Below are 21,180 nucleotides of genomic sequence, written 5' to 3'. Positions count from 1 at the left end.
TATTGCCCACGTTCACCCCAGCGCGTCGTTGCAGCGCCGGCAGGTGCCCGGATGCCGATGCGTCCCCACATCCGGCAGCACCTTCCAGCAGCGTTCGCATTTCGCGCCCGTCGCTGCATGGAACACCACCGCCACCTGCGGCACATCGGCCAGCGCAAAGGCCCCCTCCGGCGCCTCCGCCGTGGACAGCTTCAGGTCCGAGGTGATGCACAACTCGGCGAAATCCACGCTGCCCAGCACCCCCGCCAGCACCGGCGAGACGAAGACCTCCGGCGCGGCCTCGAGGCTCGCCCCGATCACCTTGGCGGTCCGCTGCACCTCCAGCGCCCCGGTCACCACCCGCCGCGCATCGCGCAAGGAGTCCCATTTCGTCGCCAGCGCCTCATCCCGCCAGCTGGCCGGCGTTTCCGGGAAGTCGACCAGATGGACCGAGCTTTCCTCGCCCGGGAACCGCTCCAGCCAGACCTCCTCCATGGTGAAGACCAGCACCGGGGCGAGCCAGGTGGTCAGCCGGTGGAAGAGGAGGTCCATCACCGTCCGGCAGGCCCGCCGCCGCAGCGAGGACGGCGCGTCGCAGTAGAGCGCATCCTTGCGGATGTCGAAATAGACCGCCGAAAGATCCGTGGTGCAGAAGGTGAACAGTTTCTGGAACACCCCCTGGAAGTCGTAGGCTGCATAGCCCGCCCGCACCTCGGCATCCAGCTCGGCAAGCCGGTGCAGCACCCAGCGCTCCAGCTCGGGCATCTCGGCCACATCGACCCGCTCCGCCTCGCTGAATCCGGCCAGCGCGCCCAGCATGTAGCGCATGGTGTTGCGCAGCCGGCGATAGCTGTCGGCAACGCCTTTCAGGATCTCCTTCCCGATCCGCAGGTCGACCGTATAGTCCGACTGCGCCACCCAGAGCCGCAGGATATCCGCGCCGTAGTCCTTGATCACCTCTTCGGGCGCGACGGTGTTGCCGAGAGACTTGGACATCTTCATGCCCTTCTCGTCCAGCGTGAAGCCGTGCGTCAGCACGCCCCGATAGGGCGCCCGCCCCTTGGTCCCGCAGGCCTGCAGCATCGAGGAATGGAACCAGCCGCGATGCTGGTCGGTGCCTTCCAGATAGAGGTCCGCGATCCCGTCCGCCGTCCCGTCCTCGCGGTCGCGCAACACGAAGGCATGGGTCGAGCCGGAATCGAACCAGACGTCCAGCACATCGTAGACCTGTTCATAATCCGACGGATCCACGATGCCATCCAGCACCCGCTCCTTGAATCCTTGCACATACCACACATCCGCGCCCTCGGCCTCGAAGGCCGCCCTGACCCGCGCGTTGACCTCGGCGTTGCGCAGCAGGAAGTCCGCCGCATCCGGCCGCGTGCCCTTCCTGACGAAACAGGTCAGCGGCACGCCCCAGGCGCGCTGGCGCGACAGCACCCAGTCCGGCCGTGCCTCGATCATCGAATGCAGGCGGTTGCGGCCGGTCGCGGGCGTCCACTCGACCAGTTGATTGATCGAATTGAGCGCGCGGCTGCGGATCGTGTCGCCATAGGTCGACATCCCGTCATCCAGCTTTCGGTCGATGGCGACGAACCACTGCGGCGTGTTGCGGTAGATCACCGGCGCCTTCGAGCGCCAGGAATGCGGATAGGAATGCTTCAGCTTCCCCTTGGCAAAGAGCGCGCCGGAGTAGGCCAGCTGCTTGATGACCGACACGTTCGCCGGCCCCTCCTTGCCTTCGGGCGTGATGATGTGCTGCCCGCCGAACAAGGGCAGGTCCGAGCGGTAGGACCCGTCCGCCTCGACATTGTAGGTCATCGGCAGGCCGAACTTCACGCCCAGCTGATAGTCGTCATCCCCGTGGGAGGGCGCAGTATGCACGAACCCGGTCCCGGCATCGTCGGTGACATGCTCGCCCGGCAACATGGGGACGTCGTAGTCCCACTCACGATTGCCGCCTTCAACGCCCCGGAATGGATGGGCGAGAAGGAACGGGAACAAATCCAGATGCCTCGCGTCGAGTGCAAAAAGCTTCTCCACGCCCTCAACCTTTGCTGATCCAAACACGGCATCAGCCAGAGCGTCTGCAACGATGACTTTCTCACCAACTCTTGCAGCACTGTTCTCACCGACGGCTTTGATCTCAAACACTGAATAGTCAATTTCAGGATTGAAGGCGACGGCTCTATTCTGTGGGATAGTCCAAGGGGTTGTCGTCCAGATTACGACGCTTGCGGACATCAGCGCATCGTGATGAGACTTCGGGAACGCTGGACCGCAATGCGCGCCCCGAACCGGAAACCGCACCCACACCTGATGGCTCGTATGGTCGTGATACTCCACCTCCGCCTCGGCCAAAGCGGTCTTCTCCACCGGCGACCACATCACCGGCTTCGAGCCCTGGTAGAGCGTCCCGTTCATCAGGAACTTCATGAACTCGTCGGCGATCACCGCCTCGGCGTGGTAGTCCATCGTCAGGTAGGGCCGGTCCCATTTCCCCGTCACCCCCAGCCGCTTGAACTCCTCGCGCTGGACGTCGATCCAGCCCTCGGCGAAGCGGCGGCACTCCTGGCGGAAGGCGACCGTGTCCACGTCGTCCTTGTTCAGCCCCTTGGCGCGGTACTGCTCCTCGATCTTCCACTCGATCGGCAACCCGTGGCAGTCCCAGCCCGGCACATAGCGGGCATCGCGGCCCATCATCTGCTGGCTGCGCACCACCATGTCCTTCAGCACCTTGTTCAGCGCATGGCCGATGTGCAGGTGGCCGTTGGCATAGGGCGGGCCGTCATGCAGCACGAAGGGCGCCCGCCCCGCCGCCGAAGCGCGCAGCCGGTCATAGACCCCGATCCGCTCCCACCGCGCCAGCCAGCCCGGCTCGCGCTGGGGCAGGCCCGCGCGCATCGGGAACTGGGTCTCGGGCAGGAAGACGGTGTCGCGGTAGTCGGGGGCGTCGGAAGGCAGAGTGGTATCGGCACACATGGCGGATCGGTCCCAGGATCAAGAGGCAGGTCGGCCCGCACCTGCGGGCCGGGGCAATCGTCGAAAACCCGGCGGCTGAAGCTCAGCCCGCCGGGCCGGTAATTCGCGCGGTGCGGGCCCAAGTCTGCATGGGCGGCGTTATAGACAATGCCCCGGCAAGGGTCCAGTGCGGCGACCCTTGGACAATGGCCCGCGGGGCGCTACCCTCACGGGTGAAAGGAGGCCGCATGAAACTCCCCTCGCTCAACGTCCTTGGCCAGCCGCTGGAACCCTGCTCGACCGAGCCGGTCACCGGCTTCTTCCGCGACGGCTGCTGCAATACCGGACCGATGGACCGCGGGCTGCACACGGTCTGCGCCGTCATGACGGCCGAGTTCCTGGCGCTGTCGAAATACCTGGGCAACGACCTTTCGACCCCGCGCCCGGAATACGGTTTCAAGGGGCTGAAGCCCGGTGACCAGTGGTGCCTCTGCGCCGCCCGCTTCCTGCAGGCGCATGAGGAGGGCGCCGCCCCGCAGCTGCGCCTTGCCGCCACCCATCAGGCCACGCTGGCCGTCGTCCCGCTGGAGATCCTGCGCGAATACGCGACGGACGCGACCTGATCAGGCCGCGTCGCCGGTCTGGTTCGCCGCCAGACGCACCGCCCCGTCCTCGCGCATCAGGTCGTCGATGAACAGGCTGAGAAGCTGCGGCCGTCCGCTCACCCCCGCCTTGCGATAGATCGCATTGGTCTGCGCCTTGACCGTGCCCTCGCTGGTCGTGCGCAGGCCCGCGATCTCGGCCGTGGACAGGCCCTTGATCGCGAACAGCGCCACGTCCTTTTCCGACGGCGTGAGGCCCCATTCGGCAAAGCGTTCGTGCAAGAGGTCCATGAAGGCGCCCGAGGCGCGGCGCAGGCGCTCCTCGGCCTCGTTGCGGTCGCGCAGCGCATGGGTCCGGTCGCGCAGCGCCCGGTGCAGCATCAGTCCGCCGACCACGACGCCCAGGACCAGCCCGACCGAGGCGCCGATCTCCATCAACTCGCGCGTCTCCCAGCTGACCGGCGTGGTCTCGACGCCCAGGACCGAGGCGAGGATGTCGGACACGAAGAAGAAGGCGCAGACCGCCTGGATGACGAAGATCGTCAGGAAGGGCGCCGCGCGTCTCACCGGGCGCCCCGATCCGGCGCGGCCTCAGTCCTTGTCGTCATCACGGTCTTCCCGATCATCGTCGCGGTCGTCATCGTCGTCATCGTCGTCGTCGTCGTCGTCATCATCGCTGCCGCCCTTGCCCTTGCCTTTGCCCTTGCCGGGCTTGCGGTCGTCGATGATCGTCACCTCGGCAACGCCGTTCCCGCTGGGCGACCACAGATCCCGCAGGATCTCGCCGTTGTTGGGGTTGACGATGATCTCGCGCCGACCGTCTCCGCTGACCGCGACGATCCTGACGCGCCCCAGGAGGGTGCGTTCCTCGGTGACCGAGGCGAAGCCCTGCTGTCGCAGTTGACGGACGATGCTCCGGACGTAGTCCTGCGCCAAGGCGGGGTCTGCGGCCGCCAGGCCCGCCGCGAGGACAGTCAGAAAATCCCGGCGTTTCATGTCGATCCCCTCGGGCCCGTCTCGGGCAAGTATGGAACAGGCCGGAGGCCCCGGCAAGACCGGGACCCCCGCTTCGCTCGGGCCAGGGCTTCAGTCCTCGCCGCCCTTGTCGTCGCTGCCGTCGTCGCCACGGTCGTCACTCCCGTCGTCGTCACCGCCATGGTCGTCGCTGCTGCCGTCGTCGTCGTCCTGATCGTCGTCCTCGTCGTCATCGCTGCCGTCATCATCGCCGTCCTCGAAGTCGCGCCCGACCGTCGTGATCTCCGAGCCGGTCTTGCCCAGGTCGTCGCCCTCCGCAACTTCCTGCTCCTGCTTGAGGATGCCGCCGGTCTCGTTGTCATAGACCACTTCCACCTTGGCAGAGCCCTTCACCGCCTCGACCTTGGTCTGCGTCGGGCCGACCTTCACCTCGACATAATCGTAGCCCTGCGCCAGGTAGGCTTGGGCCAGGTCGTCGCCGCTGATCGCGGCATGGGCCATGTTCGCCGACACCGCGGCGGCGGCGAACAGCATCAGTCCGGTCTTGAGCTTCATCGGTCTTTTCCCTTTGCGATCTGCCTGGCCAGCTCGGCGGCAAGAGCCCCGACCTGACCGCCGCATATCGCGCAAAGAAATTGCACCAGGGTTTAGCCCCCAGTCCATAAGCCGATGGATTGTTCCCCTAAACTCGGGTTTATGGCCAAAATCCGCCGCCCGATCCGGGCATCACACCGTCATCTGCACGCCCAGGTGCTTGGCGACGGTGAAGATGTCCTTGTCGCCGCGGCCGCACATGTTCATCACGACGATCTTGTCGCGCGACAGCGTCGGCGCCAGCTTCATCACCTGGGCCAGGGCGTGGCTCGGCTCCAGCGCCGGGATGATGCCCTCCAGCTTGCAGCAGAGCTGGAACGCCTCCAGCGCCTCGGCATCGGTGATGCTGACATATTCCGCCCGGCCCACGTCATGCAGCCAGGAATGTTCCGGCCCGATGCCGGGATAGTCGAGCCCCGCAGAGATCGAGAAGCCTTCCAGGATCTGCCCGTCGCCGTCCTGCAACAGATAGGTCCGGTTGCCGTGCAGCACCCCCGGCCGCCCGCCCGTCAGGCTGGCGCAATGCTCCATCCGGTCGTCCACGCCCTTGCCGCCCGCCTCGACGCCGACGATCCGCACCGAGGGGTCGTCGAGGAAGGGGAAGAACAGCCCCATCGCATTCGACCCGCCGCCGATGGCCGCGACCACCACGTCGGGCAGCCGCCCCTCGCCTTCCTGCTCGGCCAGCTGCCAGCGCACCTCCTTGCCGATGATCGACTGGAAGTCGCGCACCATGGCCGGATAGGGATGCGGCCCCGCCACCGTGCCGATGCAGTAGAAGGTGTCGCGGACGTTCGTCACCCAGTCGCGCAGCGCGTCGTTCATCGCGTCCTTCAGCGTGCCGCGGCCGCTCGTCACCGGGATCACCTCGGCCCCCAGCAGCTTCATCCGGAAGACGTTGGGCGCCTGCCGCTCCACGTCATGCGCGCCCATGTAGACCACGCATTTCAGCCCGAACTTGGCGCAGACCGTCGCCGTCGCCACGCCGTGCTGGCCAGCGCCCGTCTCGGCGATGATCCGGGTCTTGCCCATCCGCCGCGCCAGGATGATCTGGCCCAGCACGTTGTTGATCTTGTGCGCGCCGGTGTGGTTCAGCTCGTCGCGCTTCATGTAGACCTTGGCGCCGCCCAGATGCTCGGTCAGGCGGGGCGCGAAATACAGGGGAGAGGGCCGGCCGACATAATGCTTCCAGAGGTCGTCCATCTCGGCCCAGAAGCTCGGGTCGGTCTTGGCATGGTTGTAGCGCTCTTCCAGCTCCAGGATCAGCGGCATCAGCGTCTCGGACACGAAGCGCCCGCCGAAGATCCCGAAGCGCCCCGCCTCGTCCGGCCCCGTCATGAAGCTGTTCAACCCGTCCTCGGCCATGGCGCACCCCCGTTGTTCCAGAAGCGATGTAGCGCCATTGGCGGCGCGGGGAAAGGGGTTGGGCGCCGCACCGGAATTTTCCAAATTCCGGACCGGAAATCGAAGATTTCCGAGGCGATTTCTTCAAGAAATCGGGCTACCGCAGGATGGGAACGCCGTCCCTCACCCCCTGCGCCGCCTGGACGAAGGCCGCGATCCTGGCCGGGTCCTTCACCCCCGGCGCGCTTTCCACGCCCGAGGAGACATCCACCTGCCGCGCCCCGGTCAGCCGCACCGCCTGCGCCACGTTCTCCGGCGTCAGCCCCCCGGCCAGCATCCAGGGCCGCAGCCACTTGCGCCCGACCAGCAGCCGCCAGTCGAAGGCGAGCCCGTTGCCCCCCGGCAGCGCCGCGCCCTTCGGCGGCTTCGCGTCGATCAGCAGCTGGTCCGCCGCCAGGCTCATCTCCAAGAGCCCGGCCAGATCGCCCTCGTCCGCCACACCGATCGCCTTCATCACCGGCAGGCCATAGCGCGCCTTGACCTCGGCCACCCGCTCCGGCGCCTCGCGGCCGTGAAGCTGCAGCATGTCCAGCGGCACCGCCCCGACGATGGCGTCCAGCGTCGCGTCGTCGGCATCGACCGTCAGCGCCACCTTGCACAGCCCCTCCGGCGCCCCCAGCGCCAGCGCGCGCGCGGCTTCGACCGTCAGGTGGCGCGGGCTTTTCGGGAAGAAGACGAAGCCCGCATAGGCCGCCCCGGCCGCTGCCGCCGCCACGACATCCGCCGCCCTGCGCAGCCCGCAGATCTTGACCCGGACCTCCATCTCAGCCCTTGTCCAGCAGCGCCAGCACCTCGTCCTTCGGCGGAACCGAGGTCGAGTCCCGCAGCACCGCCAGTTCCCGCTCCAGCCGCGCTACCTCGCGCGATTTCTGGCTGGCGGTGGCGCGGTGGCCATGCTCGCGGAACCATTCCCAGACGAAGCCGATCAGCACCCCCGCCAGGATCCCGGCGAAGATCACCAGGAACAGCGGCAGTTGCATCCCCCAGGTCAGCCCGGTCAGCGCCGCCAGGTCGCCCGGCAAGAGCCGCACCTCGACAGGGGCGCGGTTGGCCAGGGCCAGCGTCAGCAGGATCAGGCCCAGAAGGCCAAGGAGGATCAGTCTCAAGGTGCGGATCATGTCGGGCCCCAGCGTCTTCGGACCAATATCGGCCCGTTCCCGCCCGGGCGCAAGCCGCAGGGCTATTTCGTGTTCAGCCGGTCGCGCAGAAGCTTGCCGGTCTTGAAGAACGGCACCTTCTTGTCATCGACCTGCACCGCCTCGCCGGTGCGGGGATTGCGGCCCACGCGGCCGTCCCGCGCCTTGACGGAAAAGGCGCCGAAGCCGCGCAATTCCACCCGGTCGCCCTTGGCCAGGGCGTCGATGATCGCCTCGAAGACCGTGTTCACGATCCGCTCGACATGGCGCTGTGTCAGATGCGGGTTTTCGTCGGCGATCTTCTGGATCAGTTCGGACCTAATCATCCGTGTCCCCCCTGTGGTCGGCCCAATGGCAGCGGCCGCCACGATTTTTCTCGCCTGACTATAACGGCAGGATTTGGCATCTGACAAATAAAAACGGGGACTTGGCCGGGGTCGACCAAAGGAAAAGGCCCCGCACGGGGGCGGGGCCTTTCCGATTTCAGCCCTTGATATGGGCTCAGCCGCGATCCTTGAGCGCCGCGCCCAGAATGTCGCCCAGCGAGGCGCCCGAATCGGACGAGCCATACTGTTCGACGGCTTCCTTCTCTTCCGCGATCTCGCGCGCCTTGATCGACAGGCCCAGCTTGCGGGTCTTCGGGTCGATGTTGGTCACGCGGACGTCCACGTGGTCGCCCACCTGGAAGCGTTCGGGACGCTGGTCGGCGCGGTCGCGCGACAGGTCCGAGCGGCGGATGAAGGATTTCTGGCCGTTGTACTCGACCTCGACGCCGCCGTCCTCGATCGCCGAGACGGTGACGGTGATGATCGCCCCCCGCTTCACGCCATCGACCGCATCGGTGAAGGTGTCGTCGCCCAGAGCCTTGATCGAGAGCGAGATCCGCTCCTTCTCGACGTCCACCTCGGTGACGGCGGCCTTGACCGTGTCGCCCTTGCGGTAGTTCTGGATCGCTTCCTCGCCGCGCTGGTCCCAGCTGAGGTCGGAGAGGTGAACCATCCCGTCGATGTCGTTGTCGAGGCCGACGAACAGACCGAATTCGGTGATGTTCTTGACTTCGCCCTCGATGGCCGAACCGACCGGATGGGTTTCGGCAAAGACTTCCCACGGGTTGCGCTGGGTCTGCTTCAGGCCCAGAGAAACACGGCGCTTGGCGCTGTCGATCTCCAGCACCATGACGTCGACCTCCTGCGAGGTCGAGACGATCTTGCCGGGGTGCACGTTCTTCTTGGTCCAGGACATTTCCGAGACGTGGACCAGGCCCTCGACACCGGCTTCCAGCTCCACGAAGGCGCCGTAGTCGGTGATGTTGGTCACGCGGCCCTTGTGGACCGAGCCGATGGGATACATCTTCTCGACGGCATCCCACGGGTCGGACTGGAGCTGCTTCATGCCCAGGCTGATGCGGTGGGTTTCCTTGTTGATCTTGATGACCTGGACCTTGACGGTCTCGCCGATCGACAGGATCTCCGACGGATGGTTGACCCGGCGCCAGGCCATGTCGGTGACGTGCAGCAGGCCGTCAACGCCGCCGAGATCGACGAAGGCGCCGTATTCGGTGATGTTCTTGACCACGCCGTCGACGGTCTGGCCTTCGGACAGGTTGCCGATGACCTCGGCGCGCTGCTCGGCCCGCGATTCTTCCAGGATCGCGCGGCGCGACACGACGATGTTGCCGCGGCGACGGTCCATCTTCAGGATCTGGAACGGCTGCTTCATGCCCATCAGCGGGCCGGCGTCACGCACCGGACGGACATCGACCTGCGAGCCCGGCAGGAAGGCCACGGCGCCGCCCAGGTCGACCGTGAAGCCGCCCTTGACGCGGCCGAAGATCGCGCCGTCGACGCGCTGCTCGGCGGCATAGGCTTTTTCCAGACGGTCCCAGGCTTCCTCGCGGCGGGCCTTCTCGCGCGAGATCTGGGCCTCGCCACGGGCGTTCTCGACGCGGTCCAGATAGACCTCGACGGTGTCGCCGACATTGATCGACGGAGCCTCGCCGGGATTTGCGAATTCCTTGAGGTCGATGCGGCCTTCCATCTTGTAGCCGACATCGATGATGGCCTGGCCCGCCTCGATGGCGATGACCTTGCCCTTGACGACAGTGCCCTCTTCGGGCGTGTCGATCTCGAAGCTCTCCTTCAGAAGGGCTTCGAATTCGTCCATGGATGCTTTAGCGCACATGTAGTTCAGTTTCCTTTTCTCGTGTTTTCACTGGCCATGCGGTTGGCTCCGCCGGTCTTGGCCCCGAATGAAAAGACCCACCCTCCGGTCAGGACCGGCGGCGGGGATGTCTTCGGGATGGGGCGGCTATAGACCCAATGCCGCCCCGGCGCAAGGAAAGTCAACGCCGGCTGCGCCGGTCAAGCTCGGCGTTCAGCTCGGCTCCGACCAGCACCATCATGGTCGAAAGCCAGATCCACAGCATCAGAACCACCACCGCGGCCAGAGAGCCATAGGTCTCGTCGTAACTGCCGAAATTGGCGACATACCAGCTCATGCCGCCCGAAATCAGCACCAGACCCAGCGAGGCCAGCACCGCCCCCGGCGTGATCCAGCGCCATTCGGCACCCGGCCGGTCCGGGCCCCAGCGATAGAGCACCGCCAGCACCAGGAGAAGCAGCGCCAGGATCACCGGCCAGCGCAGGATCAGGACCAGCGCCTCGGCCATGCCCCCCAGCCGCTCGACCAGGAAGGGCAGCGCCGCCACCGCCCCGCCCAGCAGGATGACCAGCACCAGCGCGCCCAGCGTAAAGCCCAGCGCGACCAGCGTCAGCCGGACGAAACTCCGCGTCTCGCGCACGTCATAGGCGATGCCCAGCGCCTCGATCAGCGCCTTGGTGCCGCCATTGGCCGACCAGAGCGCGATCAGCAGCGCGACCAGCGCGGTCAGCGACAGCGCGTCATCCGCCTTGGCCGCGATCCGCGTGGCCTGATCGGTCACCAGCACCGCCGCCTCCTCGGGCAAGAGGCCGTAGAGCGGCGCCAGCAGCTCCGGCACCTCCGACGGCGCCAGGATCAGGCCAAAGACCGAGATCAGCGCCGTGATCGCCGGAACGATCGCCAGCAGCGCATAGAAGGTCACCCCCGCCGCCACCGCCAGCACCCGGTCGCGCAGGATCTCGTCCTTGAGGTCGCGCAGGATGCCGCGCAGGTCGGGAAGCCTGAAGATCGCCATGGCCGGGTCCTCCTTCCGGAGGGAACCGCCGGACGGCGCGCATGGTTCCGCTCAAAGCCCCAGCCGGTCCTTCGGAAAGCCCACGCGGGCAAAGGCCGCGAAGGCACGGGCCTTGAAATCCGGGGCGTCCAGTTCCAGCGCGTGGCGGCTGTAATACCAGTGCAGCATCCGGGCGAAGGGCCAGCTTCGCCCCAGCGCCGCTTCCAGCGCCTGCGGGAAATCCGCCTCCTCCGTCGCCCGCACCGCCAGCGAGGGGAAATCCGACCGCCCGAACAGGATCGCGGGCTTGCGATGCAGGAATCCCTCCATCGCCACCGCCGAATTGACCGAGACGGTGACGGCAGCGGCCGCCAGCACGTCATGCACATTGGCCTCGGTCACCCGCACCCGCGCGCCCTGCGCAACGGCGGCCGCGATCGCCGCGTGGCCCTCCTCCAGCGCCTGCGGATGCGGCTTGACCAGCACCGGCCGCCCGCCCGATCCCGCCGCGACCGCCCGGATCATCCGCTCCATCGGCAGGGCGCAGCGCCCGTTGTGATAGGCCGACCGCCCTTGCAGGAACAGCGCGACCGCGCCCTCCGGCAGGCCCTGTGCAAGATCCCGCGGCTGGTGAAAGCGCGACAGGCGCGGCGCGACGAAGCGGCGGCGCAACCGGCGCAGGAAGCGCAGCGCCGCCTCCTGCTCCACCATTGCCGGGTCGAAGACCGCCCGCCCGGCGCTGCTCTCCGCCTGGATCCCCTCGGGGTCCAGCTGCCAGAACCCCTGCAGATAGGCGAGCGCGGTGTTCAGCCAGCCCTCGCCCCGCATCCGGCCGTTCTCGACGATATGCAGGTTGCCGTCCGCTGCGCCCGCCTGCGCGGTCATCTCGTGGCCGGGCCGGGCCATGGCGCGAAAGGTCAGGCCATGCGCCTCGCACAGCAGCGCGAGGCGCGTGAAGACCGCCAGCCGCTCCTTGCCGCGCCAGACGCGGGCCTGCCGCGGGTTGATGTGGAAATGGACCTCGGGCCGCCGGGCCATGTCAGCCGGCGCCGGCCCGGCGCAGCGCCGCCTCGACCACGCCGGCGGCAAGTTCCACCGCCTCGCCGATGGACATGGCGCTGGTGTCGATCAGCACCGCATCCGCCGCCGGGCGCAGCGGGGCATCGGCCCGGCCCATGTCGCGGGCGTCGCGTTCCTTCACCTCGGCCAGGACCTGCGCCTCGTCACCGCCAAGCTCCAGCCAGCGCCGGTGCGCGCGGACCTCGGGGCTTGCGGTGACGTAAAGCTTCACCTCGGCCTCCGGGCAGATCACCGTGCCGATGTCGCGCCCGTCCAGCACCGCGCCCAGCCCCTCGCGGGCGAAGCGGCGCTGGAACGCGACCAGCGCGGCGCGCACCTCGGGGATCGCGGCCACCCGGCTCGCCGCCTGTCCGGCCGCAAGGCTGCGCAGGTCGTCGCGCCGCAGGTCCTCCGGCGCAAGGGCGCGCGCCGCCGCGACCGGATCGCCGCCCAGCGCCCCCACCGCGCGATAGAGAAGGCCCGTGTCCAGATGCCTCAACCCGAACCGCCCCGCGATATCCCGCGCGATGGTCCCCTTGCCCGCCGCCGCCGGCCCGTCGATCGCCACCGTGAAGCCCAATGCCATCCGCCCGTCCTGCCCGACCATTGCGCTGCACATAGCGCAGATCGCCCCGGCCCGGAAGGCGCAGCCGTCAGCGCCGGTCCTCCGGCCAGATCCCGCGATAGGGCCGGTGCCGCCACGCCTCGCCCCACTGCCAGTCCAGCTCGGGCGGGTCGATCGCGGCCAGGCCGCTGGAGCGGTACAGCGTCAGCTCGTTCACCCGGAAGCCCCCGGCCCCATCCAGCAGGTCCACCCGGATATAGTCGAAGTCCCGGCCGATCTCCTCGGCCAGCGCGACCATCTCGGCCAGCCGGGCGGGCGGCGGGCGATGGCTCCCGACCGGATTGCGCCCCATCGCCACCTCCAGCGGCTGCCAGTCCGGCGTGTAATAGCTCAGCCGATGCGCCGAGAACCTGTCCGCCTCGACGAACAGATAGACCGCGCGCCCCTGCATCACCGCGATCTTGATGTCGTCCGCCGGCGCGCCGTCCGCCTTCAGGATCAGCTCCTCGACCACGATCTGCGGCGTGATCCGCCAATAGGCCCATTCCTGCCGCGTCTGGCCGTAGACCTGGCGCAGCCAGCCCCGCGCCTCGGCCGCCAGCGCCCGCCAGTCCGGGCTTTCCCCCGCCGCCACGATCCGCACCCAGCCCGAGCCGTGGCTGGCCTTGATCGCCACCCCCGTCCCCGCCGCCGCCAGATTGGCGGCGGTCGGCCTGGCCGTGACTAGACGCCGCGGCGGAACCAGCGCCGCGGCGCGTTCCGCACCGAAGCGCAGCGCCAGATACTCCGGCATGCGGGCCTTGTCGCTGATCACCGGATAGACGCTGGCCCGGTCGTGCAGCTTCCGCCAGTTGATCTTTTCGTTGAAGCTGCGCGGATTGTCGAAATCCGGCGCATAGCCCACCCGGCGCCGGAACCGGCGGCGCAGATGCGGATAACCCAGGGCCGCATCCACCCGCGCGACCAGTCCCCGCGCCAGCGACCCCGCCCGCTGGGCCGCCGCCGCCAGCCATTCCGGCCGGCGCGCGGGATCCCGCTGCATCATCCGGCGGTCAGGCTCGCCCCCAGCCCGTTCATCAGCGGCAGGAACACCGGGAACGAGGTCTGGATCGGCGAGCCGTCGTCCACCGCGATCTCGGCCTTGGCCGCCAGCCCGCAGACCAGGAAGCTCATCGCGATCCGGTGGTCGATATGGGTGGCGCAGGTGGCCCCGCCCGGCACGCCGCCCGGCCCCATGCCGTGCACGATCAGCGTATCCTCGTCCTCCTCGATCCGCACGCCGCAGGCCTCCAGCCCCCTGGCCATCGCGTCGATCCGGTCGCTCTCCTTGACCCGCAGCTCCTTCACGCCGCGCATCACCGTCTTGCCGGTCGCGAAGGCCGCGACCACCGACAGCACCGGATATTCGTCGATCATCGACGGCGCCCGCTCCGGCGGCACCTCGATCCCCTTCATCTCCCCGCTGAACCGCACCCGGAGGTCCGCCACCGGCTCGCCCCCCTCCTCGCGCGGGTTCAGGAAGTCGATCTCCGCCCCCATCTCGACAAGGGTCAGGTAAAGCCCGTTCCGGGTCAGGTTCTGGCTGACCCCCGGCACGGTGATGTCCGATCCTTCCACGATCAGCGCCGCGCAGACCGGAAAGGCGGCCGAGGACGGATCGCGCGGCACCGCCACGGTCTGCGGCCGCAACTCCGGCTGGCCCGTCAGGGTGATCACATGCCCCTCGCCGGTCTTTTCCACCGACAACCGCGCCCCGAAGCCCAGGAGCATCCGCTCGGAATGGTCGCGCGTTGGCTCCTTCTCGATCACCACCGTCTCGCCGGGGGCATTCAGCCCCGCCAGCAGCACCGCCGACTTCACCTGCGCCGAGGCCACCGGCAGGGCATAGCGCACCGGCACCGGGTTCGCCGCGCCGACCACGGTCATCGGCAGCCGCCCGCCCTGCCGCCCATAGGCCCGCGCCCCGAACAGCGCCAGGGGGTCCGTCACCCGCCCCATCGGCCGCTTGCGCAGGCTCGCGTCCCCGGTGAAGGTCGCCGTGATCGGCGCCGTCGCCATCGTCCCCATGATCAGCCGCACCCCGGTGCCCGAGTTGCCGCAGTCGATCACATCCTCCGGCTCGCGGAAGCCGCCGACGCCGACCCCGTTCACCGTCCAGGCGCCCTCGCCCAGCCGCGTGACCGTCGCCCCGAAGGCCCGCATCGCCTTTGCCGTGTCCAGCACGTCCTGCCCTTCGAGGAGGCCCGTGATCCGCGTCTCCCCCACCGCCATCGCCCCGAAGATCAGCGAGCGGTGCGAGATCGACTTGTCGCCCGGCACTTCGGCCACGCCCCGCAAGGGCCCCGACTTGCGGGATTTCATCGGTTGCGCTTCGCCATGGCCGGACATCTGGGACTCCCTCACATTCCGGCTCGCCTGATAGCGCAAGCGGCGGGGGCGGTCCATGGGGCGCGGCGGTCAGGACAGCGACAGCAGGATCACCCCGGCGATCACCACCGCGCAGCCTGCCAGCCGCCAGCGCCCGACCGCCTCGCGCAGGATCAGCATGCCCATCACGGCGCCGACCATCATCGACATCTCGCGCATCGGCGCGACGAGGCTGAGCGGCGCGCCGCCGGAGAGCGCCGCCAGCACGAGGATATAGGACAGCGGCGACAAGAGGCCCACGCCGAGCGCCAGCCCCCAATGCCCCCGCATCACCTCGGCGGCGCGGCGGGGGTCGGCCAGGACCAGCGGCAAGAGCAGGAAGAACCGCAGCAGGTTCGAGAACCAGTCCAGCACCACCGGCGCGATGCCCAGCGCCCTGACCGCATAGGCATCGACCACCGTATAGCAGGCGATCAGCCCGCCGGTCGCCGTGCCCCATCTGAGCCCCGCCTGCCCGCCCGGCCGGGCGAAGGCGGCCAGCCTGCCCTGCGTGGCGATCAGCAGGATGCCGGCCACCACCAGGACCAGCCCGGCAAGCCCGCTCGCCCTGGGGGTCTCCCCCAGGATCAGGAAGGCCCCGAGGGTCGAGAGCATCGGCCCGGTGCCGCGCGCCACCGGATAGACCACCGACAGGTCGGCGAGCTGATAGCCGCGCTGCAGGCAGAGGCTGTAGGCCAGATGGATCAGCCCGCTCGCGAGGACGAAACCCGCCCCGGCCCGGGTCCAGGCGACGCCGCCCTGCGCCAGCAGCCAGATCACCCAGGGCGCATAGGCGAGGCAGGAGATCAGGTTGTAGGCGAAGACGAAGACCGGCCCGACAGGGGCGGCCCGCTTGGCCAGGAGGTTCCAGCCGGCATGGATGAAGGCTGCGAGGACGACGAGGGAAAGCGAGGCAAGCGTCATTGAGACCCCCTTCTGCGCCTGTCGGCGCGGTTGATCTCGACGTCTCCTCCCCTGGGCTTTTTCCCCTTGGGTGCAGCCGGGGAACTCCCCCGGTCTCTGCAACGCTCGGTCCTGCGGCGGCCCATTCCTGGATCGGCCCGGAACCCTAGTTGCCACTCGGTCGATGACGGCAGCCTAGCCGCTGCCGGGCCGGGACGGCAAGCCCCGCCTGACCGGATTTCGCCGTGCGGCGGTTGTCTCAGCCCTCGCGCCGGAAGGTCAGGTAATGCGGCGCCCGGCCCTCGCGCAGCGCCTTCCTTTCGTAGCGGGTGGAAAGCCAGTCCTCCCAGGCCCCGCCCTCGCCCGCCTGATGCACCAGCTCGAACCCGGCGGCGGGAACCTCCTCCAGCGTCTGGCGCACGTAATCGGGGATGTCGGTGGCCACCCGGAACTCGGCCCCCGGCGCGCAGACACGGGCGAGGGCCTGAAGGTAGCCGGGAGAGACGAAGCGCCGGCGGTGGTGGCGGGCTTTGGGCCAGGGGTCGGGATAGTTGAGGAAGACCTTCGTCAGGCAGCCGCCGGGCAGCACGTCGAACAGGTCGCGCACGTCGCCGGGGTGGATCGCGACGTTGGAGACCTTCCCGTCCCGCAGCTTGCCCAGCAGCATGGCGACCCCGTTCACGAAGGGCTCGCAGCCGATCAGGAAGATGCCGGGATTGCGGGCCGCCATGTGCACCAGATGCTCGCCGCCGCCGAAGCCGACCTCCAGCCACAGGGGCCGCCCGCCGGCAAAGGACAGGTCCAGGGCCGCGCGGGAGGGGTTGTCCTCGCGCGTGACGCCCTTCAGGGCCAGGGCCGCCAGCCCGGTCTCGAGATCCGCCTTCTGCTGCGCGCGCAGCGTCTTGCCGTGGATGCGGCCGTAGAAGTTGCGGTGTTCGCCCGCCTCGGACATGGAAAGACCCCGGTTTGATCCGGGGCCTTCAAGCAGAGCAGGGCGGGCGGGTCAAGCAACCCTCCTCATGCGCCTTCGGCTTTTCGTCGGGGTTGCCCGCGACGAGTGACGAAGTCATCGAGGAGCGTGCCTCACACCGCCTTCTTCAGCGCCTCGACCAGATCGGTGCGCTCCCACGAGAACCCGCCGTCCGCCCCGGGCGCGCGGCCGAAATGGCCGTAGGCGGCCGTGCGCTGGTAGATCGGCCGGTTCAGATCCAGATGGGTGCGGATGCCGCGCGGGGTCAGGTCCATGACCTCGGCCACCGCCTTCTCGATGCGGCTGGCCTCGACCTGCCCGGTGCCATGGGTGTCGACGTAGATCGAGAGCGGCTTCGCCACGCCGATCGCATAGCTGACCTGCAGCGTGCAGCGTTCCGCCAGCCCCGCCGCCACCACGTTCTTCGCCAGATAGCGCGCCGCATAGGCGGCCGAGCGGTCGACCTTGGTCGGGTCCTTGCCGCTGAACGCGCCGCCGCCATGCGGGGCCGCGCCGCCATAGGTGTCGACGATGATCTTGCGCCCCGTCAGCCCCGCGTCGCCGTCCGGCCCGCCGATCACGAAGGTCCCGGTCGGGTTCACATGCCATTCGGTCTTCTTCGTGATCCAGCCCTCGGGCAGGACCTCGCGGATATAGGGCTCCACGATCTTGCGGATGACCTTCGAGGTCTGGCGCTTGGATGTGTGCTGGGTCGAAAGCACGATCGAGGTCACTTCCACCGGCTTGCCATCGGCATAGCGCAGCGTCAGCTGGCTTTTCGCATCCGGCCCCAGCGTCGGCTCGGCGCCCGTTTTGCGCGCCTCGGCCAGGCGGCGCAGGATCGCATGGGCATACTGGATCGGCGCCGGCATGAACTCGGGCGTCTCGGTCGTGGCATAGCCGAACATGATGCCTTGGTCGCCCGCCCCGTCGCGGTCCACGCCCTGCGCGATATGGGCCGACTGTTCGTGCAGGTAGTTGTGGACCTTGATCTTGTCCCAGTGGAACTTCTTCTGCTCGTAGCCGATGTCCTTGACGCAGTCGCGGACAATGCCGTCGACCCGCTTCAGCATCGCCGCCGTCGCCTCTTTCGACGACAGGCCCACCTCGCCGCCGACGACCACGCGGTTGGTGGTGGCGAAGGTCTCGCAGGCGACGCGGGCATTCGGCTCCTCGGTCAGGAAGGCGTCCAGAACGGCGTCCGAAATGCGGTCGCAGACCTTGTCGGGGTGACCCTCCGAGACGGACTCGGAAGTGAAGACGTAATCTTTGCGGCTCATGGAAGTGCTCCGTTGGGGGATCCCCGCCACGCCAGGAAGCCGTTGTGGCGGTTCAAGATGCGTCTGACTAGACCTCGGGGGTCAGGGCGTCAATGGGAGTTGCGGGGGGAGTTGCGGGGGGAGTTGCGGCGCGGGCGGCGCAGGGACAGCAGGGAAAGGCCCGCCAGCAACAGCAGCACCGGCCCGTCGCCCCAGCGCGCATAGGGCGTCGGCGGCAGCGCGCCCGGCAGGGCTGCGTCCAGCGCCGCCATCGTGCCGAAGGGCAGCGCCGCCACCACCCGGCCGCGCGCATCGACCACTGCCGTCACCCCGGTATTGGCCACCCGGACCAGCGGCAGGCCCTGTTCCACCGCACGCAGCCGGGCCTGGGCGACATGCTGGAACGGCCCGGTCCAGACCCCGAACCAGGCGTCGTTGGTGGCCTGAAGCATCCAGTCCGCGCGCTCGGGCGCGGCATTGACGAAGCGCGGGAAGATCGCCTCGTAGCAGATCAGCGGCAGCACCTTGCCCATCGCGCCGAGGTCCAGCACCATCGGCCCCGGCCCCGCCGAATAGGTCGCCCCGGCCTGTGCGGCAAAGGCGCGCAGGCCGAACCAGTCATAGGCCAGGTCGCCGAAGGGGATGTATTCGCCGAAGGGCACCAGATGCGCCTTGTCATAGCGCACCCGCTCGACCCCCTCGCCCTCCAGGATGCGCAGGCTGTTGTAGTAGCGCCCCGCCTCCTCGCGCTGGATCCCCGCCACGACCGGCCGCCCGCCCGAGGCCGCCGTCACCATCCCCGCGACCATGGGCGCATATTCCAGCATGAAGGGCACCGCCGTCTCGGGCCAGAGCGTCAGGTCGGCGGGCGTCCCCTCGGCCGTCAGGTCCAGGAGCCGGCCCAGGAATTCGTCCGCCAGCGCCTGGTCCCATTTCAGCGACTGCTCGGCATCGGGTTGCACCAGCCGCAGGCTCACGGCCCGGTCCTCGGGCATGGGCTGGCCCAGCCGCCAGAGGCCGAAGCCGAAGGCCAGCGCCAGCAGCAGGGCCGAGGCCGCCAGCCCCCGCCAGCGCCACATGACCGGCAGCGCGGCGGCCAGGAGCGCCAGCAGGCTCAGCCCGGAAGGCCCGGCCAGCGCGGCCAGCTGGTCCGGGGGCGTGCCGATCCAGACATGGCCGGCCATCGCCCAGGGAAAGCCGGTGAAGATCACCCCCCGCAGCCATTCCAGCGCCGTAAAACCCGCGACGAAACCCAGCGCCGGAACCCGCGTGCGCCGGGCCAGCGCCGCCGCCAGCGCCCAGAACAGGCCAAGGCCGACCGACAGGAACAGGACCGCGAAGGGCGCCATCCAGCCGTGCCGGGCGATGTCGATCAGGAAGGGCTCGACGATCCAGGACAGCGCCAGCGCGAAATGCCCCGTCCCCGCCGCGAGGCCGATCCAGAACGCCGGCCGCGCGCCTTCCGCCCGCGCCACCAGCCAGACCAGCCCCGCCAGCCCCGCCAGCGTCAGCGGCCAAAGGCCCCAGGGCGCCTGCCCCAGCGCCGCCAGCACCCCCAGCCCGAAGGCAAGCGCCAACCGCCGCCGACCGGCCAGCCGATGCGCCATCTCAGGCCGCGCCGGACTGGGCCGAGGGCAGCCGCACCCGCAGCCGCTTGATCCGGCGCGGATCGGCATCGACGATCTCGAACTGGACGCCGCTTTCGTGCGCGATCACCTCGCCCCGCGCCGGCACCCGGCCCGAGCGCAGGAAGACCAGCCCGCCCAGCGTGTCGATCTCCTCGTCCTCCTCGCCCGCGCGCAGGGGCAGGCCGATGGCCGCCTCGATCTCCTCCAGGGGCGCGGTGGACTGCGCCAGGATCACCCCCGGCTTCTCCTCCTTCCACAGCGCCCCCTCGTCCTCGTCATGCTCGTCCTCGATCTCGCCGATCACCGTCTCGATCAGGTCCTCGATGGTGACAAGGCCGTCGACCCCGCCGTATTCGTCGATCACCAGCGCCATATGCGCGCGCTCCTTCTGCATCTTCTGCAGAAGGACGCCGGTGGGCATCGAGGGCGGCGCGTAAAGGATCGGGCGGAGAAGCCGCTTCAGGCTGAACCGCCCGCCCGCGCCGAAACCGTGCTGCAGCGCCAGGTCCTTCAGCAGCACCAGCCCCTGCGGATGGTCCAGCGTGCCCTTGTAGACCGGCACCCGGCTGAAACCGTGTTCGCGGAAGACCGCGACCAGCTCGTCCTTGCCGATGTCCAGCGGCACGGCCACGATCTCGGCCTTGGGAATCGCCACGTCGTCGACCCGCATCCGGCGCAGGACATGCAGCCCCTGCGGCGCGGCGGGTCCGCCGGGCTGGGCCTCGGCGCCTTGCGGTTCGGAAGCGGGGCTGAAAGCGGAAAGAAGCCTGCCGAAAAAGCCGCGTTGGCCCTGGTCAGGGGAGGGTTCATCGGCCGACCCGTCCAGCGCGCCCTGCGCTGCGGGTGACCCGTCGGTGCTACTGCCCATCGGTCCTTTGTCCAGCAACCACCCGTCACGCGGGTGCAGCCGCTAATATGGGTCAGAAACCCCGAGGCTGGCAAGTATCCGCACCTCCAGCCCCTCCATCAGCGCGGCATCCTCGTCCTCGATATGGTCGTAGCCCAGGAGATGCAGCACCCCATGCACGATCAGATGGGTCACATGCTCCCCCATCGGCTTGCCCTGCGCCTCGGCCTCGGCCGCGCAGGTCTCCCAGGCGATGGCGATGTCGCCCAGGGATTCGGGATCATCCGCCGCGCCCGGCTCCGGCAGGTCCGGCGCCTCGCCGGCGAATTCCGCCCCCCGCTCCTCCGAGGGCCAGCTGAGCACATTCGTCGGCTGCGGCTTGCCGCGGAAATCGGCGTTCAGCACCGCGATCCGGGCATCGTCGCAGCCCATCAGGCCGATCGCGAAGCCCTCGCCCGACAGCCCCACCCCCGCCAGCGCCGCCCGCGCCGCCCGTTCCGCCAGCCGGGCAAGGCCAAGCCCGTCCCAGCGCGCATCCTCGATCAAGGTCTCGACCAGTTCCATGCCCGCGCCCTAACGCCTGCCTCTCCTCTCTGCAAGCAGCTTGCTCCTTCCACAAATACGCCCCGCGGAGCGTCCGCCCCCCCCCCCCCCCCCCCCCCCCCCCCCAAACCACCCCGGCCGCCCCCGGCCGGGGGGGGCGCGGGCCCCCCCGGCAGCGCCCCCCCCCGGGAAAAA

At 68.9% G+C, this 21,180-nt stretch carries 21 protein-coding genes and 1 riboswitch; of the genes, 1 reads left to right on the top strand and 20 read right to left on the bottom strand.

Going from position 1 to position 21,180, the window contains the following annotated elements; genetic code table 11:
• Window positions 1-12: 12 nt before the first annotated feature.
• Window positions 13-2,961, bottom strand: coding sequence for an isoleucine--tRNA ligase (gene ileS, locus I7S92_RS18685; RefSeq protein ID WP_197647038.1), 2,949 nt, complete (start codon window positions 2,959-2,961; stop codon window positions 13-15).
• Between the two features lie 227 nt (window positions 2,962-3,188).
• On the opposite strand from ileS, the gene I7S92_RS18680 reads away from it, so the two are divergent.
• Window positions 3,189-3,563 carry a DUF2237 family protein gene (locus tag I7S92_RS18680; RefSeq protein WP_197647037.1) on the top strand — a complete coding sequence of 125 codons (375 nt, stop codon included), beginning with the start codon at window positions 3,189-3,191 and terminating at the stop codon, window positions 3,561-3,563.
• On the opposite strand, the gene I7S92_RS18675 is transcribed toward I7S92_RS18680, so the two are convergent.
• The 19 genes from I7S92_RS18675 to ybeY form a co-directional block, all read right to left on the bottom strand.
• Window positions 3,564-4,109: a helix-turn-helix transcriptional regulator gene (locus I7S92_RS18675; RefSeq protein ID WP_197647036.1), complete on the bottom strand. Its 546-nt coding sequence runs from the start codon at window positions 4,107-4,109 to the stop codon at window positions 3,564-3,566. It lies immediately after the preceding gene.
• A 24-nt stretch (window positions 4,110-4,133) separates the two neighbouring features.
• Window positions 4,134-4,538 (bottom strand): hypothetical protein, encoded by a 405-nt coding sequence (locus I7S92_RS18670; protein WP_197647035.1) that lies wholly within the window; start codon window positions 4,536-4,538, stop codon window positions 4,134-4,136.
• Between the two features lie 90 nt (window positions 4,539-4,628).
• A complete protein-coding gene (locus tag I7S92_RS18665; RefSeq protein WP_197647034.1) occupies window positions 4,629-5,072 on the bottom strand; it encodes a PepSY domain-containing protein in 444 nt (147 codons plus the stop codon).
• A 171-nt stretch (window positions 5,073-5,243) separates the two neighbouring features.
• On the bottom strand, window positions 5,244-6,476 hold the full coding sequence (trpB, locus tag I7S92_RS18660) for a tryptophan synthase subunit beta (RefSeq protein ID WP_197647033.1): 1,233 nt from the start codon (window positions 6,474-6,476) through the stop codon (window positions 5,244-5,246).
• Between the two features lie 136 nt (window positions 6,477-6,612).
• Window positions 6,613-7,278 (bottom strand): phosphoribosylanthranilate isomerase, encoded by a 666-nt coding sequence (locus I7S92_RS18655; protein ID WP_197647032.1) that lies wholly within the window; start codon window positions 7,276-7,278, stop codon window positions 6,613-6,615.
• Window position 7,279: 1 nt separating this feature from the next.
• Window positions 7,280-7,633 carry a LapA family protein gene (locus I7S92_RS18650; protein ID WP_197647031.1) on the bottom strand — a complete coding sequence of 118 codons (354 nt, stop codon included), beginning with the start codon at window positions 7,631-7,633 and terminating at the stop codon, window positions 7,280-7,282.
• Window positions 7,634-7,695: 62 nt separating this feature from the next.
• Complete coding sequence (gene ihfB, locus I7S92_RS18645) at window positions 7,696-7,977, bottom strand: integration host factor subunit beta (protein ID WP_197647030.1); 282 nt, start codon at window positions 7,975-7,977, stop codon at window positions 7,696-7,698.
• 175 nt (window positions 7,978-8,152) lie between these two features.
• Window positions 8,153-9,832: a 30S ribosomal protein S1 gene (rpsA, locus tag I7S92_RS18640; RefSeq protein ID WP_197647029.1), complete on the bottom strand. Its 1,680-nt coding sequence runs from the start codon at window positions 9,830-9,832 to the stop codon at window positions 8,153-8,155.
• Window positions 9,833-9,992: 160 nt separating this feature from the next.
• On the bottom strand, window positions 9,993-10,826 hold the full coding sequence (locus I7S92_RS18635) for a YihY/virulence factor BrkB family protein (protein ID WP_197647028.1): 834 nt from the start codon (window positions 10,824-10,826) through the stop codon (window positions 9,993-9,995).
• A 51-nt stretch (window positions 10,827-10,877) separates the two neighbouring features.
• Window positions 10,878-11,843: a hypothetical protein gene (locus tag I7S92_RS18630; protein ID WP_197647027.1), complete on the bottom strand. Its 966-nt coding sequence runs from the start codon at window positions 11,841-11,843 to the stop codon at window positions 10,878-10,880.
• Between the two features lies 1 nt (window position 11,844).
• On the bottom strand, window positions 11,845-12,444 hold the full coding sequence (locus I7S92_RS18625) for a (d)CMP kinase (RefSeq protein WP_197647078.1): 600 nt from the start codon (window positions 12,442-12,444) through the stop codon (window positions 11,845-11,847).
• Window positions 12,445-12,517: 73 nt separating this feature from the next.
• Entirely contained in the window at window positions 12,518-13,471 is a 954-nt protein-coding gene (locus tag I7S92_RS18620; RefSeq protein ID WP_197647026.1) for an ATP-grasp fold amidoligase family protein, read from the bottom strand.
• On the bottom strand, window positions 13,471-14,817 hold the full coding sequence (gene aroA, locus I7S92_RS18615) for a 3-phosphoshikimate 1-carboxyvinyltransferase (RefSeq protein ID WP_197647025.1): 1,347 nt from the start codon (window positions 14,815-14,817) through the stop codon (window positions 13,471-13,473). The genes I7S92_RS18620 and aroA overlap by 1 nt, the downstream gene beginning before the upstream one ends.
• Before the next feature lie 69 nt (window positions 14,818-14,886).
• On the bottom strand, window positions 14,887-15,759 hold the full coding sequence (locus I7S92_RS18610; RefSeq protein WP_197647024.1) for an EamA family transporter: 873 nt from the start codon (window positions 15,757-15,759) through the stop codon (window positions 14,887-14,889).
• 238 nt (window positions 15,760-15,997) lie between these two features.
• Window positions 15,998-16,690 carry a tRNA (guanine(46)-N(7))-methyltransferase TrmB gene (trmB, locus tag I7S92_RS18605; protein ID WP_197647023.1) on the bottom strand — a complete coding sequence of 231 codons (693 nt, stop codon included), beginning with the start codon at window positions 16,688-16,690 and terminating at the stop codon, window positions 15,998-16,000.
• 131 nt (window positions 16,691-16,821) lie between these two features.
• Complete coding sequence (gene metK, locus I7S92_RS18600) at window positions 16,822-17,988, bottom strand: methionine adenosyltransferase (RefSeq protein WP_197647022.1); 1,167 nt, start codon at window positions 17,986-17,988, stop codon at window positions 16,822-16,824.
• Window positions 17,989-17,993: 5 nt separating this feature from the next.
• Window positions 17,994-18,042, bottom strand: a riboswitch (SAM-SAH riboswitch).
• A 35-nt stretch (window positions 18,043-18,077) separates the two neighbouring features.
• Entirely contained in the window at window positions 18,078-19,574 is a 1,497-nt protein-coding gene (gene lnt, locus I7S92_RS18595; protein WP_197647021.1) for an apolipoprotein N-acyltransferase, read from the bottom strand.
• Between the two features lies 1 nt (window position 19,575).
• Window positions 19,576-20,463, bottom strand: a complete 888-nt coding sequence (locus I7S92_RS18590) for a transporter associated domain-containing protein (RefSeq protein ID WP_197647020.1) — start codon at window positions 20,461-20,463, stop codon at window positions 19,576-19,578.
• Between the two features lie 42 nt (window positions 20,464-20,505).
• A complete protein-coding gene (gene ybeY / locus I7S92_RS18585) occupies window positions 20,506-21,006 on the bottom strand; it encodes an rRNA maturation RNase YbeY (protein ID WP_197647019.1) in 501 nt (166 codons plus the stop codon).
• Window positions 21,007-21,180 lie beyond the last annotated feature (174 nt).

Origin of the sequence: Tabrizicola soli (genome assembly GCF_015999335.1) — a bacterium.
GTDB classification, from domain to species: Bacteria; Pseudomonadota; Alphaproteobacteria; order Rhodobacterales; family Rhodobacteraceae; genus Tabrizicola; species Tabrizicola soli.
This window is presented reverse-complemented; position numbering and strand designations above follow the sequence as displayed.

Coding starts and splice junctions, on each gene's coding strand:
- ileS (WP_197647038.1), bottom strand. CDS start 2,961: ATGTGTGCCGATACCACTCTGCCTTCCGACGCCCCCGACTACCGCGAC.
- I7S92_RS18680 (WP_197647037.1), top strand. CDS start 3,189: ATGAAACTCCCCTCGCTCAACGTCCTTGGCCAGCCGCTGGAACCCTGC.
- I7S92_RS18670 (WP_197647035.1), bottom strand. CDS start 4,538: ATGAAACGCCGGGATTTTCTGACTGTCCTCGCGGCGGGCCTGGCGGCC.
- I7S92_RS18665 (WP_197647034.1), bottom strand. CDS start 5,072: ATGAAGCTCAAGACCGGACTGATGCTGTTCGCCGCCGCCGCGGTGTCG.
- trpB (WP_197647033.1), bottom strand. CDS start 6,476: ATGGCCGAGGACGGGTTGAACAGCTTCATGACGGGGCCGGACGAGGCG.
- I7S92_RS18655 (WP_197647032.1), bottom strand. CDS start 7,278: ATGGAGGTCCGGGTCAAGATCTGCGGGCTGCGCAGGGCGGCGGATGTC.
- I7S92_RS18650 (WP_197647031.1), bottom strand. CDS start 7,633: ATGATCCGCACCTTGAGACTGATCCTCCTTGGCCTTCTGGGCCTGATC.
- ihfB (WP_197647030.1), bottom strand. CDS start 7,977: ATGATTAGGTCCGAACTGATCCAGAAGATCGCCGACGAAAACCCGCAT.
- rpsA (WP_197647029.1), bottom strand. CDS start 9,832: ATGTGCGCTAAAGCATCCATGGACGAATTCGAAGCCCTTCTGAAGGAG.
- I7S92_RS18635 (WP_197647028.1), bottom strand. CDS start 10,826: ATGGCGATCTTCAGGCTTCCCGACCTGCGCGGCATCCTGCGCGACCTC.
- I7S92_RS18630 (WP_197647027.1), bottom strand. CDS start 11,843: ATGGCCCGGCGGCCCGAGGTCCATTTCCACATCAACCCGCGGCAGGCC.
- I7S92_RS18620 (WP_197647026.1), bottom strand. CDS start 13,471: ATGCAGCGGGATCCCGCGCGCCGGCCGGAATGGCTGGCGGCGGCGGCC.
- aroA (WP_197647025.1), bottom strand. CDS start 14,817: ATGTCCGGCCATGGCGAAGCGCAACCGATGAAATCCCGCAAGTCGGGG.
- I7S92_RS18610 (WP_197647024.1), bottom strand. CDS start 15,759: ATGACGCTTGCCTCGCTTTCCCTCGTCGTCCTCGCAGCCTTCATCCAT.
- trmB (WP_197647023.1), bottom strand. CDS start 16,690: ATGTCCGAGGCGGGCGAACACCGCAACTTCTACGGCCGCATCCACGGC.
- metK (WP_197647022.1), bottom strand. CDS start 17,988: ATGAGCCGCAAAGATTACGTCTTCACTTCCGAGTCCGTCTCGGAGGGT.
- lnt (WP_197647021.1), bottom strand. CDS start 19,574: ATGGCGCATCGGCTGGCCGGTCGGCGGCGGTTGGCGCTTGCCTTCGGG.
- I7S92_RS18590 (WP_197647020.1), bottom strand. CDS start 20,463: ATGGGCAGTAGCACCGACGGGTCACCCGCAGCGCAGGGCGCGCTGGAC.
- ybeY (WP_197647019.1), bottom strand. CDS start 21,006: ATGGAACTGGTCGAGACCTTGATCGAGGATGCGCGCTGGGACGGGCTT.